Origin of the sequence: Spiroplasma endosymbiont of Lariophagus distinguendus, from assembly GCF_023846195.1 — a bacterium.
Classification (GTDB): Bacteria; Bacillota_I; Bacilli_A; order Mycoplasmatales; family VBWQ01; genus Spiroplasma_E.
This window is the reverse complement of the sequence record NZ_JALMUW010000016.1, coordinates 1-19,091: the sequence shown is the minus strand read 5'-3', so window position 1 is coordinate 19,091 and position 19,091 is coordinate 1. Positions and strand designations below refer to the sequence as shown.

Sequence of the window (19,091 nt, the reverse complement as noted above, 5' to 3'; positions counted from 1 at the left end):
TTTTCAGGTTTTTAATATTACCTTAGTTGATCATATTATTATTGGCAAAGGTAATTATTTTAGTATAAATTTAAATAAAAAATATTATAAGTTTAAATAAAAACTTAAAAAAATACATTACTTAAATTTAAAAATATAGTAAAATTATTATGGTTTAGTGTGTAAATAATATTTAACTTACCAAGAATGGACTAGTTATTAAACATAGTTTGTTATTAGATATTGATAAGAAAGGAGAAAATTATGTCAACAATTAAACCAAGCAATGAATCATTTACTGCCCAACCGTCACTATTTGGAAAAATTATGGTTTATTTATCTTTTGTTTTAATATTTCCAATAATTTTATTTATTGTTTCTCGTAATAATTTTCTAAGATTACAACAATCAATTGAAGAAACTGCTTCTGATATTGATGTGCAATTAAAGCGTCGTTTTGATTTATTAACAAAATTAGTAGATGCTACTAAAGGTTATATGAAATTTGAAAAAAGTACATTAACAGATGTTGTATCTTTACGAAGTGGAAAAATGGAAACAATGAGTGATCTTTCAAAAGCAGATAGTGGACTTAATGCAGCTTTTGGAAAATTTAATGCTTTATTAGAAAATTATCCTGATTTAAAAGCAAATACTACTGTTTTACAATTACAATCAGGTGCCAAAGATTGTGAAGATAATATTGCTGCTGCTAGAAGATTTTATAATGCTAATGTTAAGGTGTTCAATAGTAAAATTAAAACCTTTCCAAGTAATGTTGTAGCATCAACATTAAATTTAGTTTCAAAAGATTACTTTCTTGCATCAGATAGCGATCGTCAAGATATTAAAATTGATTTATAAAATTAAATTTATTTTTGAAAATATATTTAAATTAGTTATTTACCCCTTTCTTTAGACAAATAAATTGTTTTGAATAAACATTTATGATTTGTTTAAAGAAAGGGTATTTTATTTAAAATTAAAATTTATATTAATTAGATTTAATTCTTTTATTATTTATTTCATTTTTTATTTAAGAAAAATTATATTTTGGTATAATCTAACTCATTAATATAATCGGTGGTTGGCCCTAATTACTGGACCACTTTCATACTTTTTTTCTAAATTTTAATTTGTAAAATTGGTGGTTTTAGAAATTCTGGTAGTTCGTATTCTTTCATAATTATAAAACATAACATATTGATTTACATCATTTATAGCCATTGATTGTTAAATATTGGTTTGAACTTTGGGTAATCATTCTGAGATAAATGAGAATCAGTTTTCTGATAGAACATTATCACAATATCATAAGGTTGCTTTTTGCTTAAGATTATTTTGTTTTGGTTGGTCACGTTCAGTTGATATGTCTTGGCAATAAAATTCAGCAGCATTATCTGGAATGTAAAATAACGCTTTGATTTGTTTTAAAGAAAATTGTTGTGTTATTTTTTCAAGAGCAGGTTTTATTAAATCTTTATATGATTTATTAGAAGCTAGTATTATAACCAACAACATTATGGATGGTGGTACTTAGGCACTTGGCACTTAGCCCTTTTTACTAGACCATTAATTTAAAAAACCTGAATGTGTCAATATCGAGTGAAAATTTCCCAAAAATATTTATCAAAAAGCAAACATTTTTAAAAGTTAACCGTCAAATAAAACAAATTTAAATAACTTAAAAAAAATTTAGTTCCAAATTTTATTTGAGGACTTTTCATTTTTTTAAAAGATGTCAATATCGAGTGAAAATTTCCCAAAAATATTTATCAAAAAATTAAATTATTTTGGAAAGTTACACTGTTAAATAAACACAAATTCCAAATAACCTTTCAATTAGAGGCTTTTTAATAATCTGTGTTTCTTTGTTTTACAAAGTTACTAGTTCAGATTAATTCTTTCTTCAAATTTTATCATAAAATGAGCAATTGCTGTATTTCAATTTTGAATGGGCATTGTTCATTTTTTTATTATATTTTCAATTGCTAAGTAAAATATTTTGAAAACTGCCATATCATTAGGAAAAACTTTTTTATTTCTGATGACTTTTCGTAATTGACTATTAACAGATTCAATAGCATTTGCTGTATAAATCACTCTTTGATTTCTGCTGGATAACTAATAAAAAACTAATTCATCTCTAAATTTTTGCACAAGATTTAGTAATTTGAGGATATTGTTTATTTCTATTTATTTTCAATGATCTAAGTTTTTGCATTGCTTGTTCACTACACGCAGGTATAAATTGGTTTTAAATCTGCAACTAGTGATTTTCTATGCTTATATGAGACATATTTTAAACTATTTCTGATTTGATGAACAATGCATAATTGATGTTCTGTTTTAGGATAAACTGATTGTATTGTTTCTGACATTCTGTTAAATTATCACTACAAGCAATAAGAATACTATTTGCCTCGATTTTCATTTCTCTCTGTAAAATTAGCTAGTCAAAATTTAGCGCCTTCATTTTCTACTACAATTCATAAAACTCAAAACATCTTTTTTGCCTTCTAAATCAACTCCTAAAGCTATATAAACTGATTTATTAATAATCCGTTTATTTGTTTGTAATTTTTAACTACTATACAATCAAAATAAACAATCGGATAAACACTATCTAATGGTCGATTTTACAAAGTGCTTTTACATCACTAATAACATCATCAGTAATTTGACTAATAACACTTTCACTAATATCTGCAAATTCATGATATAACTCTTGCAATTGCATTCTAATATCTGATAAAGTCATCTTTGGCCATAATGAAAGAACTTGTTGATCAAACCCACCAAATCTTTCTCTCTTTGTCTTTTTGTAACTATTACAGGAGTAAAATCACTATTGTGATCCCTGGTACATCAATTTAATTTTACTCTGTTGAGTTATTAATTTTTTGAAGTTGTACCATTACGAATATTATCACTATTACTACGTTGATTTCTTTCATGTCCTAAATAATTTTGCATTTCAGAATTCAACATCTTTTCTACTAATCTTTTTGTTAATTCTTTATATAATCCTCCCTCTTTAAAAACTGTTGTTAAATCTTCAGTATTTTCTAATAATAAATCTACTGCTTTTGATATTGGATCATTATTATTAAAGTTATCTTTTTTAGCCATCTGTAACTCACTCTTTCTAGTCATTTAATTATATTTACTAGAACTAATTAAACATAGTTATTTTTGTAAGTCACACAGATTACTAAACATTACCTGCAATTACAATTTCTTTTATATTTAAAATCAATTTTAGGTCACCAAATTTGCTCATATACAAACGATTTAAAAATTTATATGGTTTAGTATTCACAAAATGTAAATCTTATATAACTTTAATTAGGAATTATTAATATCCATATCTTCAAGGATGATTTTTATTGGGTATATAAACTTTTTTAGTTTTTATTAAATTTTCTTTGATAATTGGTTTTAAAGCTATTTCTTTTAGTTCATACATTTGATTATTGTAACTAAGATATAAGTCATTAATAAATGATTTAAGTACAATTACATCAGTTCTAGGTTGTATATATTGAACTTTGTTATTTTTAAGGAAAATATTTTTACTATAATATGTTATAGTTGAACTAATTATCTGTTTTTCTTTAGAAAAATCTTGAAAGATAAATATTTATTTCTCTTGTGTGTTTCTTTAATCAAAGAGATTTATTATCATCATTGTGGAAAAGCAAACTGTTTATTAAAAAAGTTTATGTACGTTTTAAGAAATTGATTAGCTTCTTCTAAAGTTTTAATTTTATTAAGTCTTAGTTCGCTAATTAATCGACTTTGAAGTGTTCCAGAAGGAAGCGTTCACCTGACTTTGCTTTGTGGAATCAGTTCTAATTATTTCGTCACCCAAATCATTACAGCATTTTTTGAAATTGAGTATAATGTCATTTTCTGTGTTTATTTTACCTGCATCGATTTTTTCTTATATCCAAAACTGTTCTGTTATCAGTATAAATGCTTTTGGTATGCCATATTTAGTTAAAATTTGATAAAAGACATTATAATAACCATCTAATGTTCTCTTGATGATCAAAATCATAGCCCGACAATATTTGCTTGTAGCATCATCAATTGCAGCATGTAAAATGCTTTGGTTTTATCAATACTAAATCAATGATGATTACTTTATCCATTTGATTAATTCCCACCAAAATTTGTTCTACGATTTCTTGTTGGATGTGTTATTTATTTTTATGTTTTTTGGTGAAGTGAGTTTTCTTAATTAATATATATAAAGCATATGAAATTTTAATTTTTCTTCATTAATTAATTTCTCATGAAATGTTGAAAATTAAAATTATAATATTTGGTTTTATACAAGTTTATAATTTCATTTTAATTTTAATATTTGTTGCTTTATTAGAAATTTTATTACGTGATTTATGAATAAACCACTTTTACTCTTCTCTATTAAAAATTTGAATTAATTGATTAATTCTTCTAATATAAGTTAAGTTTACTTTTAGCTTGATGCTTAGATAATTTTTTTAATATAATGTCGTTTATAATCTTATATTTATATTTTTCTTTCATAGTCATGCTTCTTTCCATATTTATCACCAAGTATATTTAACTTCACTTTTGGGAAATTTTTACTCGATAACTAATAGGAAATTATCACTAAATAATGACATTTAAAAAACCTGAATGTATTCGAAAAACAATTGTGTTATATAATTAACACTAATTTTGACATGAAAGGATTTTTATTAATGGATAAAATTAAACAAATAGAATTATTTATTAGAAAATTAAATATTAATCAAAAAATTAAAATTATTGATCATTGCAAGAATCAATATTCGATTAGACATCTTTCTCAATATCTTCAATTAAACAGATCAACATATTACTTTTTAAAAAACAAACAAAAACCTATTAAAAAAGAAATAAATCACCTTGATCATTGTAACCATAAATATCAAAAATTATGCAAATTTTAACGGACTTCTCCCCACATGTACTTGTGGAGGAAACAATGAAATTGAATGAGTTCAACAATACTTTTCAAACAGAACAAGATTGTTTGAAATATATAGTAAGTTTGAAGGAAAATAAATGTATCAGGTGTTTGAACACTAGAATAAAGTAGACACAGAATTGTAACCTTTGTGTTAAAAATACTTTAAGGAAGGTGTTCATTTTTTTATGGCTAAATGATTATCAAAAGAAGAAAAGTTAAAAATAATAAAATAAGTAAAATTAAAACAATTGATAAACCGCATTAGAGTATGGTATTGGTCAATCATCAATAAAAGAATGAATTAAAGCATATAAATTATTAGGTGAGTAAGGTTTAGAATATGGCAATGGAATTCGTGCTAAAAACCAAAAGAACAGGTCGACCAAATCTTAAATTTTAATGACATGACAAAAACAAGAATTAATTGAATATATTGAGGCAATGAATGATATAAACATTTAGAAAATCGACAAAAAGAAGAAATATTTTGTGATTTTCTTTCTGAAGAAAAAATATCAGATGCTATTTATGTTGATTACAAATGTTTCAAAATCAGGATATTATAAGTGAATTAAGAATGGAATGAATGAATTTAATAAATGAGATACATTTTTGGTTAAATATAATTAAAAATATTTTTTATGAATTCCCAAGAAATTTATGGTTATAAAATTATAACTTATTAATCCATTAAAATTTATAATTTAAAATTAAAATTTCATGTTGTATAGATATATGAGAAATATGGTTTAAAAATAAAGTTCGTATAAAGAAATTTGATTATAGAACTAAATCAGAAGTTTAAGATATGATAATTTATTAAAACGTGATTTTTCAACCACTGATTAAATCAAAAATTAGGTACTGATATAACTTATTTATTAACTAATGGTAAAACATATTATTTATCAATTGTTAAAGATTTTTATAATAATGAAAGTATTAGATTATAAAATAGTTTCAAGTTTAGATATGACATTTGTTGTCCAAAATAATATTCAGTCCAGAGTTAATGCTCAAAAACCTAATTCATGAATTTTAATCAGATCAAGGATTTCACTATACAAATCCTTCATATAAAACTTTATGTGATGAATTAAAAATAAAAATTTCAATGTCTAGAAGAGGTAATTCTTGTGATAATGGTGCTACTGAATCTTGATTTGGAACAATGAAAACAGAATTTTTATATCAAATTCCAAGAAAAAATAGAACTATTGAATGAATACAAGACAACTTACCTAAATATATTTACTTTTATAATAACCATCGACCTCAAATAAATTGGGCAAGGGAATGAGCCCAATTGAATATCGATTGTATTTATCACAAAATTATTAAATATTTACGAGATCATAAATTTAACACTTACAAATACTATTTTATAAAATTTAATAAAAGGTTACTTTTATTGTCCACTTTTCTTGACAAGTTCATTGAACAAATTTGAATACTTCTGATTTAAGAAGAATAAGATGTTTGAAATGTCATCAAACATTTAGTATTCTTCATGGCACCATTTTTTACAAGTCACAAATACCTTTGAAATCTTGGTTTTATCTCATCTTTAGATGAATAAACACCAAACATGGAATTCCATCAACTGATGTTGCAAAAGAATTAAAATTTTGAAAACTGCTTAAAGAATGGGTCATAAAATCAGAACTTGTATTGCTAAACAAGAATCACAATTTATTGTTGAGGGCATAGTGCAAATGGATGAAATGTATCTTTCACATATGTGGTTTTAAAAAACAAGGAAGATCCTTAAGAATAAAACCTTTGATTGTTGTATTTATGAAAACAACCAATAAATTAATTGTGAAAGTATTGAAAATGCAAAAGTAAAATCTTTGCAGTTTGCAAGAAACTACATTTCTTCAAAGTGTCATGTATACTGATTTTGAAAAGGATATTGTGATTTTAAATGGTTTTCACTAAGCATGAAATGTCAATCATCAAGATACATGTTTCAAAACTGGTAAATACCAACCAAATCTGAATCAGTTTGAAAACATATAAGAAGAACATTTAAAACACATATCAAAGTTGCAAACATCATGTTCATTTATATGCAAAAGAAGCTGCATATAAATTCAATAAGATACCTAGTTTTGAAATTGTAATGCTATGTTTGATTTAAAAATGTGGGGAGAAGTCCGTAGATAGGCTTTTCTCAGCATTTATGTGATAAAATTTAAAAATAGTACATAAAGGGAGAAAAGCCATTTTTAATTGAATTTCATTCTACATGTTGTAGAATTTATGGATATTTACGAATTTTTTCAGCATTTAAAGAATGATTAAAACAAGAAAAAAACATTCACTTAAATATAGAATTATCAACAAAACAAATGCGAAAAATTATGAAAGATCACAACATCTTGTTTAAAGAAACCAAAAAATAATAATAGTAAAATAAAAGACTGTACATAAATGAATACCTACAATGGATAAAGTCAACAAAAATTATAAAATCACAACTTCTTCTAATCAAATTTGATCAATGGATAATAAACAAATCAATACTAAAGAAGGCTGATTATACCTTTGGTAATTATTGATTTTTATTCAAATAATGTTGTTAGTTATAATAATTTCCTAATAAAATCATATAAAGATTTAATAAAACCTGCTCTTGAAAAAATAAATAAACTTAAACAAATCAAGCGTTATTTTACATTCAGATAATGCTGGAATTTTATTGCCAAGACATATCCAACTGAAATCATTGACAAACAAATAATCTTAAGTAAAAAGCAACCTTATGATATTGGCGGTAATGTTCTAACAACAGAAAACTGATTCTCACATTTATCTCAAGAATGATTACCCAAAGGTTCAAACCAATATTTAACAATCAATGAAGCTATAAATGATGTAAATCAATATGTTATGTTTTATAATTATGAAAGAATACATTCTAAATTTCTAAAACCACCAATTTTACAAATTAAAATTTAGAAAAAAAGTATGAAAGTGGTCCAGTAATTAGGGCCAACCACCTGTATGAAATTTTTTAGAAACTGTTGCTAAGTATACAAAAGATGATGCTACTACTACTACTGGTGGTACTCCAATGTTAAGTATGTTAATAGTATTTATTTTGGTAGTTGGTGCTTTAAGTTTATTAATATTCATTATATATAAAGTCATAAAAAAAATTAGATCAAAGTCAAAAAATAATAAAAAAGAATTTTAAATTCAAAAAAGAAAGGATTTTTTAAATATGTTAAAAAATTTTAAAAATGTCGTTAAAGAAAAAAAATTTCATATTTTTAATACTGATTATGTAGTTACTGGTGGAACACTAATTTTTAATTTTCAAAAAAATGATAAGTCATTAGGTGATAATTTCTCATTAGATATTTTGGGTCAATCAGATCAAGGATTAGTTACATCAATTTTACCGACTGCAATATCAAATGCTAATTTTGAATCTATTCCTGGATTTGTAGCTGGGGAACCAAAATCAAAATTTCCGGTTGGTACAGACTTAACACAATATTTTAAAACTACTGAAAGTGAAGGTAAAACAGTAAAAAGTATTGCTGACCTTATTAAACAAGGTGCTTTAAAAATTAAAGTTAGTGAAGCTGCAGAAGGTACAGGAAATTTTGTTAAAGGAAATACCATAAAAGTAAAAATATCAATTGGTGATATTCAATTTGCTACTGAAGAGACTTTATTTATATCTTAATTATTAAAATTAATAAATATAACAAAGAAGAGTGAAATTTCACTCTTCTTTTTATATAGTTATATTGAATTTTATTTAAATGGAGAACTAAAAGGATTACTATTTTGTTTTCTATCTCAATGAAAACTTCCAGCATCTTGATTACTTTTATTTTTCATTTCTTCATTTCATTGTCTAACTTGTTTTTAGGGCTTCACATTGAATGTGTAGAAGGTGGAACATAATAAACAGTTCTTATGTTTTGTGATATTTTACTTTTACTTGCTTTTATTTCTTTATCATATAAAACATCACTAGAACAAATGCCAGCATTTGTTGTTCCTTTAGTCTTTGTTTCTATGGCAAATCTATTTCTTAATCTTTGATCTATTTCTAAATTAGTTATCTTATTTCTATTAGCATAGTTGTGCTTTTTTAATTGTTGTTCAGTAAGTTTCACAAATGATTCTGTAACTCCACATATTGTTTGTTCTTCTAGTACAGTTTCTTTTAATCTATTTTGTTGATTTTGCAAATGATATTTAAGTTGTTGTCTTTCTTGAGTTTTAGATTTAAATATTTTTCTTTCATCTTCCCTTTTAAATATAAAAAAACTATTTACTTTTAAAATTAAAGTAATTAGTTTAAAAAAACTTAATATTAAGTTTTTAGTATTTTATATCATAAATGAATATTTTATATGTGTAATTTACTTTTTATTTTTATAATATATTGTGTGTTTTTATTGGTATTATTTTTTTAAGAAAACTAAAAAATATTTTTATAATATAGTTTATTAAAAGGCTTTTCTCCCTTTATGTACTATTTTTAAATTTTATCACATAAATGCTGAGAAAAGCCTATCTACGGACTTCTCCCCACATTTTTAAATCAAACATAGCATTACAATTTCAAAACTAGGTATCTTATTGAATTTATATGCAGCTTCTTTTGCATATAAATGAACATGATGTTTTGCAACTTTGATATGTGTTTTAAATGTTCTTCTTATATGTTTTCAAACTGATTCAATTTGGTTGGTATTTACACCAGTTTTTGAAACATAGCTATCTTGATGATTGACTGTTTCATGCTTAGTGAAAACCGATTTAAAATCGCAATATCCTTTTCAAAAATCAGTATGTACATGACACTTTGAAGAAATGTGGTTTCTTGCAAACTGCAAAAGATTTTTACTTTTTGCATTTTTCAATACTTTCACAATTAATTTATTGGTTGTTTTTTCATAAATACCAACAATCAAGGTTTTATTCACCAAGGATCTTCCTTGTTTTTTAAAACCCATATGTGAAAGATACATTTCATCCATTTGCACTATGCCCTCAACAATAAATTGTGATTCTTGTTTGGCAATACAAGTTCTGATTTTATGACCCATTCTTCAAGCAGTTTTCAAAGTTACCCCCAATTCTTTTGCAACATCAGTTGATGGAATTCCATGTTTGGTGTTTATTCATCTAAAGATGAGATAAAACCAAGATTTCAAAGGTATTTGTGACTTGTAAAAAATGGTGCCATGAAGAATACTAAATGTTTGATGACATTTCAAACATCTTATTCTTCTTAAATCAGAAGTATTCAAATTTGTTCAATAACACCTGATACATTTATTTTCCTTCAAACTTACTATATATTTCAAACAATCTTGTTCTGTTTGAAAAGTATTGTTGAACTCATTCAATTTCATTGTTTCCTCCACAAGTACATGTGGGGAGAAGTCCGTATTAAAATACAATTCTATTTTTATGTTTAAAAATAATTTGTTTAAAATATAAAAAATATGCTACAATATACAGGCTTAATTTAATGAAAATAAGCAACACATTTGTGAATTCATTGCCTAGTGCTTTTTAATTAAAAAGTGGCCAATGTTAGAAATAAATGGAAGAAAAACAAATTAGAAGGAGACAATATGTCAGTTGTAACACGTGAACAACTCCTTGAAGCAGGAGTTCAGTTTGGTCACCAAACTAAAAGATGAGATCCAAAGATGCGTAAATATATTTTTGGTCAAAGAAATGGTATTCATATTATTGATTTACAAAAATCAATGCGTAAATTAGATGAAGCTTGTCACTTTGTTAAAGAAACTAGTGAAAATGGTGGTAAAGTTTTATTTGTAGGTACAAAAAAACAAGCCAAAGAAGCTGTGCAAGAACTTGCAATTAGTTGTAATTCACCTTATGTAACAGAACGTTGATTAGGTGGTAATTTAACTAATTTTAAAACTATTAAATCAAGTATTAAAAAGTTAATTGATATTGAAAATAAAGAAAAAAGTGGAGAAATTAAACTTTTAACAAAAAAAGAGCAAATGTTAGTAATTAAAGAAAAAGCACGTTTAGAACGTAACCTTGGTGGTATTAGAAATATGTATAAATTACCAGAAGCTATTTTTGTTACTGATACTATTACTAATAAAATTGCTGTCGAAGAAGCAGTTAAACTTGGTATCAAAATTATTGCGATTTGTGATAGTAATTCAAATCCAGATAATATTGATTATATTATTCCTGGTAATGATGATGCTACAAAATCAATTACTTTAATTACAAAGAAAATTGCTGAAGCTATTATTGAAGGACAAAGTGTAAAACCAGTTATTGATAAAAAAGAAATAGTAGTAGAAGAAACTATTAGTCTTGATGAAAATAAAACTGAAAATGTAATTGAAAAAAATAAAGAATAAAGGAGAATAGTTTATATGTCAGAAGTTAAAGTAGATGTTAAATTATTGAAAAAATTAAGAGATACAACCGATTTACCAATTACTGATTGTAAAGAAGCTTTGATGGAAAAAAATAATATTTTTGAAGCAGCACTTTCCCTATTAAAAATTAAAGGTTTAGCAAAAGCAGAGAAAAAAAGTATTAATAAAGCTACTGAAGGGGTTACTAAAGTTGTTATTAGTGGTAATAATGCAATTATTGGTGAATTAAATTGTCAAACTGAACAAGTTGCTGATTTAGAAGATTTTAATGATTTATTTACTAAAATTTTAGAAACAATTTTAAAACATCAACCTAAAACTATTGAAGAAGCTTTAATGTTAAAAGCTGATGGAAGTAGTGAAAGTTTAAATGATGAGATAAGATTTGCTATCGCTAAATTAGGTGAAAATATTGTTTTAAATCGTTTTCAATATTTAAGTAAAAATAGTGATGAAGTTTTTGGTTCATATGTCCATGGTGGTGGTAAATATAGTGGTTTAGTTATTATCAAAGGTGTTGATAAGGAAAGTGATATTCCAAATAATGTTGCTATGCAATTAGTATCAGCAGATGCTAAATACATTGATATTGATCACATACCTGCAACAGTTCGTGATAAAGAATTATCAATTATTAGTGAAAAAACAAAAGAAGAAGAAAAATTGAAAGCAAAAAAACGTCCTGATAATATTCTTGAAAATATTATAAGAGGTCGTTTTGAAAAAGTATTATCTGAATTAACTATTGTTGATCAACTTTATATTAAAGATAATACAATTAAGGTTAAAGAGTATTTAACTAAAAATCATGCTACAATTATAGCTATGATACGTTATCAATTAGGTGAAAAAATTGATAGTTCTGCCAAATAAACATTTAGGAGGTAAATAAAGTGAATTTTCAAATTATATATTATATTGCATTAGTAATGTTTATATTATTATTAGTTATTCTTGGTTGAGGATGATATAGTTTTAATAAACCAAAAACAACTATTAAATTTTTGAATTTAAAATTATTAGTAGCAACATTAATAGTTGGTGTAATTGGTTTAGTTATCTCGATTGTTCCAATTGGAATGCAAGTTTGAACATTTGAACCAGAATATATTAAATCTGATCCTGCTTTTTTAACTTTATTAATAGTAGAATATATATTTTTAGTTATCATGTTAGGATTAGCATATATTTTTAGTTTTGATTTTGGTATCGCAGTTGATGAACATAATATTTATTTCTTTGGACAAAGCGTTAATACTAGTAAAATTGTTGCATTGGAACAAAAGAAAAATGTTTTAAAAATTGTTTATGAACAGGGTATTAAAAAAATTAAAAAACGTTTAACAATTATTACTCCACAAGCACAACTTTTTGTTAAAGATCATTTAGCACAAAAAGTTATTGCTAACGTTGAATTAGAAACTGTTGCTGAAAGCGCAAATAATGATTCATTATCTAGTGATAACAGTAAATAAATAAGAAGCCACAAAGCAATCTGTGGCTTCTTAGAACCTGTTTGGAATCTTTTATAAAATAACGTAAAATGACTATATATTTTAAGATAAGGGGTATATATGCATAAAAATTATCCAAGTCATGTTACTAAAGAACAATTTGAGAACATAAGATCAATTTTAGAAAATAGCAAAAAGAAAACAAAACCAAGAAATTTAGATTTATATGAAGTATTTTGTGCAGTTTTATATGTATTAAAAAGTGGATGTCAATGAAGAATGTTACCAAAAAATTTTCCAAAATGACAAACTGTATATTATTATTTTCAAATTTGAAGTAAAAATAGTGATAAAGAACCTAGCACTTGACAAGTAATTTTAAAAAAAATTAGTTAGAAAAGTTCGTATCAATAATGGTAGAAAAGAACAAACTAGTTTTTGTATAATTGATTCACAAAGTGTTAAGAACACAGATACTGCTAAAAATAAAGGTTATGATGCTGGTAAAAAAATTTCAGGAATAAAGCGTCATATTGCTGTTGATTCTCAAGGCTTACCACATGCAATTTACATAACCACAGCAGAAAAAACAGATCGTAACAGTGCTATAATAATGATTGAAAATGAAAAAGAAAATTTATCTAAAGTTCAAAAAATACTAGTAGATGCTGGTTATACTGGTGAAAAATTTGCTTTTAAAATCAAAACAATCATAAATGCAAATGTTGAAGTTATCAAACGTAATGAATTACATTCTTTTGTATTATTGCCAAAAAGATGAGTTGTAGAACGAAGTTTTGCATGATTAGAAAAATGCAGAAGATTATGAAAAAATTGTGAAAGAAAATTAAATACTAGCTTACAAATGGTTGTTCTTTCCTTTATTTCAATTTTATTAAAAAGATCCTAAACAGGTTCTTATAATATTAAATTTAAGGAGGATGATCAAAAATGGAACAATTTAAATATAAACGAATATTATTAAAAATTAGTGGTGAAGCTTTAGGTGATGGTAGTAATGAATTATATAATAATGAAAGTATTGATAATGTTTGTCAACAAATTCAAACCCTAGTTAAGGCAAAAGTAGAAGTTGGTTTAGTAATTGGCGGTGGTAATATTTGACGTGGTGCTAAACAAGGAGAAAAGATTGGTTTAAAAAGAATTAATGCTGATTATATGGGAATGTTAGCGACTATTATGAATGCTTTGGTAATTGAATCAAAGTTAAAAGCGCTTAACGTAAAAGTTATTGTGCAAACATCATTAGAGATTAATCAAGTTGCTGAACCTTTTTATTACAAAAAAGCTATTAGTAGTTTTGAAAAAGGCTATGTTTGTATTTTTGCTGGTGGTACTGGTTCACCATACTTTACAACGGATACTGCAGCAGCACTTCGTGCTACTGAAATTAATGCGGATATATTATTAATGGCAAAAAATGGCGTTGATGGTGTTTATGATAAAGATCCAAACATTAACAAAAATGCTATTCGTTATTCACATTTATCATATCAAGATATTACTAATAAACAATTAAAAGTAATGGATTTAACTGCTTCAACGATGTGCATGGAAGCTAACTTGAAAATTATGGTATTTGATATTAAGGTTGAAAACAATATCATTAAAGCAGTACAAAATAAAGCAATTGCAACTATTATTAGCAATCAAAATTAACAAATTAAAGGAGAGAAGATAATATGAAACTATTAGATTTTATTTTATCTATTTTACAAAAAAGCAAAACACCAATCAGAATTTTATTTCCAGAAGGAGATAATGAAAAAGTACAGGCAGTAGCTTTAAAAATTATTAATGATAATTCACCTGTTAAAAATTTTATTACACCAGTTTTATTATTTAATAATGATAAAGAAATTCCTAGTAATATTAAAAATTCTAATATTAAAACATTATCTATTGAAGAAAATCAAGTAACAAATTTTACTAATCAATTATATGAATTAAGAAAAGCAAAGGGTTTAACTTTAGCAGCAGCTAATAAATTGGTATTAAGTCGTAATTACTATGGAATGATGTTATTAAATAATAAAGAGGTTAATGGTTTTGTTGGTGGTATTACTTTTACTACTGCTGATATTTTACGTCCAGCTTTGCAAATTATTGGACCAAAAGCAGGTACTAAAACTGTTTCAAGTACATTTATTATGAATAAAAATGAAGAAATATTTTTATTTAGTGATGGTTCAATTAATTTAAATCCAACAGCTGAACAATTAGCAGATATTGCAAAATCTACAATTCACTTTGGTGAACTTTTAGAATTTAATCCAATTAAATTAGCAATGTTATCTTATTCTACTAATACTAGTGGTAGTGGTGAAAGTGTTGATAAAGTACGTAATGCTACTAACTTTGTTCAACAATTAAAATTAAAAAACGTGCAAGTAGCAGGACCAATTCAATTTGATGCTGCTTGAGATCAAGAAGTGCGAAATAAAAAATTCCCAGAATTAACAATTAAAAATCATTGTAATGCATTTATTTTCCCAACTTTAGATGCTGCTAATATTGGTTATAAAATTGCCCAAAGATTAGGTGATTATAAAGCTATTGGTCCTATTGTTTTGGGTTTAAATCAGCCAGTTAATGATCTTTCTCGTGGTGCTACTATTGATGACATTTATTACACAGCATTGATCACTGCTATTCAAACATTAATTAAAAATTAATAAGGAGATAAAACAAATATGTCAGAACAAAATAAAATTTTAGTTATTAATGCCGGAAGTAGTTCTATTAAATTTCAACTTTTTAATGCTATTAATAATGATAAACAACCTCATTTTACTATTCTTTGTAAAGGCTTAGTTGAAAGGATAGCTATTAAAAATAGTAATTTTATTATTGAAATTGCTAATGGTGATAACTTTATTAAACATGAAGTAACAAAAGATATTGCTGATCATGTTATAGGAGCGCAAACAGTAATTGATGCATTAATTGAGTATAAGGTCATTAATAATTTTGATGATATTAAACGAATTGGTCATCGTATGGTTCACGGTGGTCAAAAATTTAATAACTCAATTGTTATTGATGAGAAAGTCATTGCTGGTATCAAAGCATGTATTCCTTTAGCACCATTACATAATCCACCAGCTTTAAAAGGATTATCATCTTTTCAAAAATTAGTTCCACATGCTAAACATGTGGCAGTATTTGATACTTCATTTCATAGTACTATTCCTGAAGAAAAATATCTTTACTCAGTTCCATATGATTGATATAAAACATATGAGGTAAGAAGATATGGATTTCATGGTACTAGTTATCGTTATATTTTAGATAAATTAACTAATATTTTAAATAAACCAAAAGATAAGATTAATGCTATTATTTGTCATTTAGGTAATGGTGCTAGTATTTGTGCTATTAAAAATGGTAAAAGTTTTAATACTAGCATGGGATTAACACCGTTAGATGGTTTAATTATGGGTTCTAGAAGTGGTATCATTGACCCTTCTATTCATGGTTATATGTGTAATGTTAAAGCAGAAGCAACTATTGAAACCGTTACTAATGATTTAAATAAAAGTTCGGGTTTATTAGGAATTAGTGGACATTCTTCTGATTTACGTGATGTTCTTGCAAGTAGTAATGATAAAAACCATAAGTATCATTTACAATCACAATTAGCAATAAAAATGTTTGTGCAAAGAATTGCTAATTATATTGTTCAATATGGTAATGATTTAGATAGTAATATTGATGCATTAGTATTTACTGCAGGTATTGGTGAAAATTCTGCAATTATTCGTCAATTAGTTATTGAGGAAATTAAAGTGTTTACTTTAAAATTAGTAACTAATAAAAATAATGATAAGTATAATGATTACTTAGAAATTAGTGATAAACAATCAGAAGTTCCTATTTTTAAAATTAGAACAAATGAAGAATTAATGATTTGTCAAGATACATATAATTTATTAAAAAATATTTAAAAAATAAAAAAATATATTAAGGTTTTTTATTTTGATATATAATGTTTAAATTAAGTGAAAATACTTAATAATTATCAAATTTTAATTAAAAATAAATACTTTAAAGATTCAAGGAGAAAAAAGTATGGAATTTAAATACATTAAAGAAAAAAATAATCATAAAATTAGTGAGGAAAATCAATATAAAAATTTTGATAAAATATGATAAATGAAATTAATAAATTAACTAAGAAGTCATCATCAAGTCGTAGTAGGGTTACTTGTCGTGATTGAAAAGAAGAAAGTAATAAAGATAATTATCATGATGGAAATTGACCAATTGCAATTTTAGGTTTTTAAAATGAATGGTATATTGTCTACCGAAAGAAAGAGTTGTAACTATTAAATAAAAAGTGATAAAATAATATATATTTGTATTTGTGATTACACAATAAAAGAAATTGAAAAAAAAGTAATAAGTAAGAGAGGATTTTAGCATGGAAAGAAAACAAAAGATAGTTGTTATAGGTGTTAATCATGCCGGAACAACAGCACTAAAGGCAATTATGAGGTCTAATCCAAATAGTGAAGTAGTAGCATATGATCGTAATGATAATATTTCATTTTTAGGATGTGGAATTGCGCTTTGAGTTGGTAAAGAATTTACTGATCCAAAAGGATTATTTTATGCCACAATTGAAAAGTTAAGAGCATTAGGTGTTAAAATTAAAGAAAAACATGAAATGATTAAATATGATAGTAAAGCCAAAATTGTTACTATTAAAAATTTAGATACTAATGAAGTATTTACTGAAAGTTATGATAAGTTAGTATTAGGAATTGGTTCATGACCAGTCTTAAATCCAGGTGGTAAAGAAATTCCTGGTTTAATTGCTCATAAAGATGGCGTAGTTGTTAAAGATACTTTAAATGGTGTTAAATTAACAAATGGCATTCATTTATCAAAACTATATCAACATGCTCAAGAAATTATTTCTGATTTGAGTAAACCAGAAGTAAAAAAAGTAGTAGTAATTGGTGCAGGTTATATTGGTATTGAATTAGTAGAAGCTTTTTATAAAGATAAAAAAGAAGTTACTTTAATTGATTTTGAAAATCGTATTATGCCTCGTTATTATGATGAAGAATTTACAAATGATGTTGAAGCAGATATGAAAAAAGTAGGAGTAAAATTACAATTAGGAGAAACTTTACAAGAATTTATTATTAAAGATGATAAAGTGAGTGAAGTAAAAACTAATAAAGGAACATATAAAGCTGATTTAGTAATTATGGCTGTTGGTTTCTTACCAAATACTGCTATCTTGAAAGATGAGAATGGTAAAGTTCAACTTAACTTAGATCCTCGTGGTGCAATTGAAGTTAATGAATATTTTCAAACTTCAGATCCTAATGTTTATGCAATTGGTGATTGTATTAATATTCGTTCAAATGCTTGAAATAAAAATGTTAATATTGCCTTAGCAACTAATGCTGTACGTAGTGGTTTAATTGCTGGATTAAATGTTGCAAAAACAGATCCTAAAACAAGAATCGCCTTTCCTGGTGTTCAAGGAACAAATGCAATTGCTGTTTTTGGTTGAAAACTGTGTGCTACTGGTTTATCAGAAGTTTCTGCAAAAGCAATTTTAGGATCTAATAATGTAGAAGCATATTTTTATCAAGATACAGTGTTTCCACCTTTTATGAGTGAAAATCATGAAGTAAAAATTAAAATTATATGAGAAAAGAGTTCTCGTCGTATTGTTGGAGCTGAAATTGGTTCAACTCATGATCATACAGAAACAATTGCAATGTTTTCATTAGCAATATTGAAAAAGGTTACTATTGATGAAATTTCATTAATTGATATGTATTTCTTACCACACTTTAATAAGCCTTATAACTTTGTTACTGCGGCAGCACTTTTAGCAACAGGAATTTTAACAAAAGAAGATGTTACATATCCAGATCCATATTTAAAAGGTAAGAAAAAATAGATTGCCTTATCAAATTAATTTTGAGAGGAATAAAATATAATGGTTAGTAATGAAAAATATTTAAAACTTAGAGCAAGAATGACTTTACCAGTTAAAGAAAGTAAATATAAAATTGCTTGATGATTAAAAATTATTTTGATATTTACTTTTCCGTTATGGATTATTCCTTTTTTAATTACTAATTTTTTTATTGGTTTGATGATGCGAAATGTTATGGAAAATTTTCAACGAATTGGACGAAGTACTAATCCAAATTTTGCTAAAATTGATCTCAATACTTTGAGTTTTTATAATCGAGATATGGAATTACAAAA

20 protein-coding genes and 1 pseudogene are annotated in these 19,091 nt (G+C 25.4%); 16 read left to right on the top strand and 5 right to left on the bottom strand.

Annotation, left to right across the window (positions count from 1 at the left end; genetic code table 4):
* The first annotated feature begins 243 nt into the window (after positions 1 to 243).
* Complete coding sequence (locus M0D11_RS02415) at positions 244 to 843, top strand: LemA family protein (RefSeq protein WP_252319773.1); 600 nt, start codon at positions 244 to 246, stop codon at positions 841 to 843.
* Between the two features lie 369 nt (positions 844 to 1,212).
* Here the strand turns inward: M0D11_RS02415 and M0D11_RS02410 are convergent, their stop codons facing one another.
* Entirely contained in the window at positions 1,213 to 1,500 is a 288-nt protein-coding gene (locus M0D11_RS02410; RefSeq protein WP_252319771.1) for a hypothetical protein, read from the bottom strand.
* A 366-nt stretch (positions 1,501 to 1,866) separates the two neighbouring features.
* Positions 1,867 to 3,111: pseudogene (locus M0D11_RS07545) on the bottom strand (IS256 family transposase).
* A 1,586-nt stretch (positions 3,112 to 4,697) separates the two neighbouring features.
* Here M0D11_RS07545 and M0D11_RS02390 point away from each other — a divergent pair.
* From M0D11_RS02390 to M0D11_RS06755, 4 genes are all read left to right on the top strand, one after another.
* The gene (locus M0D11_RS02390; RefSeq protein WP_252319763.1) at positions 4,698 to 4,946 is read left to right on the top strand and encodes a hypothetical protein; all 249 of its coding nucleotides are present in this window, start codon (positions 4,698 to 4,700) and stop codon (positions 4,944 to 4,946) included.
* 424 nt (positions 4,947 to 5,370) lie between these two features.
* A complete protein-coding gene (locus tag M0D11_RS02385; protein ID WP_252319761.1) occupies positions 5,371 to 5,532 on the top strand; it encodes a hypothetical protein in 162 nt (53 codons plus the stop codon).
* A gap of 976 nt (positions 5,533 to 6,508) precedes the next feature.
* The gene (locus M0D11_RS02380) at positions 6,509 to 6,676 is read left to right on the top strand and encodes a hypothetical protein (RefSeq protein ID WP_252319759.1); all 168 of its coding nucleotides are present in this window, start codon (positions 6,509 to 6,511) and stop codon (positions 6,674 to 6,676) included.
* Between the two features lie 9 nt (positions 6,677 to 6,685).
* Positions 6,686 to 6,814, top strand: coding sequence for a hypothetical protein (locus tag M0D11_RS06755; RefSeq protein WP_256468366.1), 129 nt, complete (start codon positions 6,686 to 6,688; stop codon positions 6,812 to 6,814).
* 1,143 nt (positions 6,815 to 7,957) lie between these two features.
* Here M0D11_RS06755 and M0D11_RS02375 read toward each other — a convergent pair.
* Positions 7,958 to 8,107: a hypothetical protein gene (locus M0D11_RS02375; RefSeq protein ID WP_252319757.1), complete on the bottom strand. Its 150-nt coding sequence runs from the start codon at positions 8,105 to 8,107 to the stop codon at positions 7,958 to 7,960.
* Between the two features lie 88 nt (positions 8,108 to 8,195).
* Between M0D11_RS02375 and M0D11_RS02370 the strand changes: the two genes are divergently transcribed.
* A complete protein-coding gene (locus M0D11_RS02370) occupies positions 8,196 to 8,666 on the top strand; it encodes a hypothetical protein (protein WP_252319755.1) in 471 nt (156 codons plus the stop codon).
* Here the strand turns inward: M0D11_RS02370 and M0D11_RS02365 are convergent.
* Both M0D11_RS02365 and M0D11_RS02360 read right to left on the bottom strand, forming a co-directional pair.
* Positions 8,656 to 9,180, bottom strand: coding sequence for a hypothetical protein (locus M0D11_RS02365; RefSeq protein WP_252319753.1), 525 nt, complete (start codon positions 9,178 to 9,180; stop codon positions 8,656 to 8,658). The genes M0D11_RS02370 and M0D11_RS02365 overlap by 11 nt on opposite strands.
* Before the next feature lie 351 nt (positions 9,181 to 9,531).
* Positions 9,532 to 10,152 carry an IS1595 family transposase gene (locus M0D11_RS02360; RefSeq protein WP_252318950.1) on the bottom strand — a complete coding sequence of 207 codons (621 nt, stop codon included), beginning with the start codon at positions 10,150 to 10,152 and terminating at the stop codon, positions 9,532 to 9,534.
* A gap of 426 nt (positions 10,153 to 10,578) precedes the next feature.
* On the opposite strand from M0D11_RS02360, the gene rpsB reads away from it, so the two are divergent.
* From rpsB to M0D11_RS02310, 10 genes are all read left to right on the top strand, one after another.
* Complete coding sequence (gene rpsB, locus M0D11_RS02355; RefSeq protein WP_252319751.1) at positions 10,579 to 11,355, top strand: 30S ribosomal protein S2; 777 nt, start codon at positions 10,579 to 10,581, stop codon at positions 11,353 to 11,355.
* Between the two features lie 15 nt (positions 11,356 to 11,370).
* Positions 11,371 to 12,249 (top strand): translation elongation factor Ts, encoded by an 879-nt coding sequence (gene tsf, locus M0D11_RS02350; RefSeq protein WP_252319749.1) that lies wholly within the window; start codon positions 11,371 to 11,373, stop codon positions 12,247 to 12,249.
* A 20-nt stretch (positions 12,250 to 12,269) separates the two neighbouring features.
* Positions 12,270 to 12,851 (top strand): hypothetical protein, encoded by a 582-nt coding sequence (locus M0D11_RS02345; RefSeq protein WP_252319747.1) that lies wholly within the window; start codon positions 12,270 to 12,272, stop codon positions 12,849 to 12,851.
* Positions 12,852 to 12,950: 99 nt separating this feature from the next.
* Positions 12,951 to 13,740 (top strand): IS5 family transposase gene (locus M0D11_RS02340; RefSeq protein WP_368862531.1). Its coding sequence is split into 2 segments (ribosomal slippage): positions 12,951 to 13,219 and positions 13,218 to 13,740, totalling 792 coding nucleotides; the frame shifts between segments, so codons are not numbered across the junction.
* A 41-nt stretch (positions 13,741 to 13,781) separates the two neighbouring features.
* Positions 13,782 to 14,510: a UMP kinase gene (pyrH, locus tag M0D11_RS02335; protein ID WP_174481596.1), complete on the top strand. Its 729-nt coding sequence runs from the start codon at positions 13,782 to 13,784 to the stop codon at positions 14,508 to 14,510.
* Between the two features lie 23 nt (positions 14,511 to 14,533).
* Positions 14,534 to 15,526, top strand: coding sequence for a phosphate acetyltransferase (pta, locus tag M0D11_RS02330; RefSeq protein ID WP_252319745.1), 993 nt, complete (start codon positions 14,534 to 14,536; stop codon positions 15,524 to 15,526).
* A gap of 18 nt (positions 15,527 to 15,544) precedes the next feature.
* Positions 15,545 to 16,798, top strand: coding sequence for an acetate kinase (locus M0D11_RS02325; protein WP_252319743.1), 1,254 nt, complete (start codon positions 15,545 to 15,547; stop codon positions 16,796 to 16,798).
* 201 nt (positions 16,799 to 16,999) lie between these two features.
* Complete coding sequence (locus M0D11_RS02320) at positions 17,000 to 17,137, top strand: hypothetical protein (protein ID WP_252319741.1); 138 nt, start codon at positions 17,000 to 17,002, stop codon at positions 17,135 to 17,137.
* A gap of 137 nt (positions 17,138 to 17,274) precedes the next feature.
* Complete coding sequence (locus M0D11_RS02315; RefSeq protein ID WP_252319739.1) at positions 17,275 to 18,777, top strand: FAD-dependent oxidoreductase; 1,503 nt, start codon at positions 17,275 to 17,277, stop codon at positions 18,775 to 18,777.
* Between the two features lie 39 nt (positions 18,778 to 18,816).
* The coding region (locus M0D11_RS02310) for a hypothetical protein (RefSeq protein WP_252319737.1) at positions 18,817 to 19,091 on the top strand (275 nt) is incomplete at its 3' end.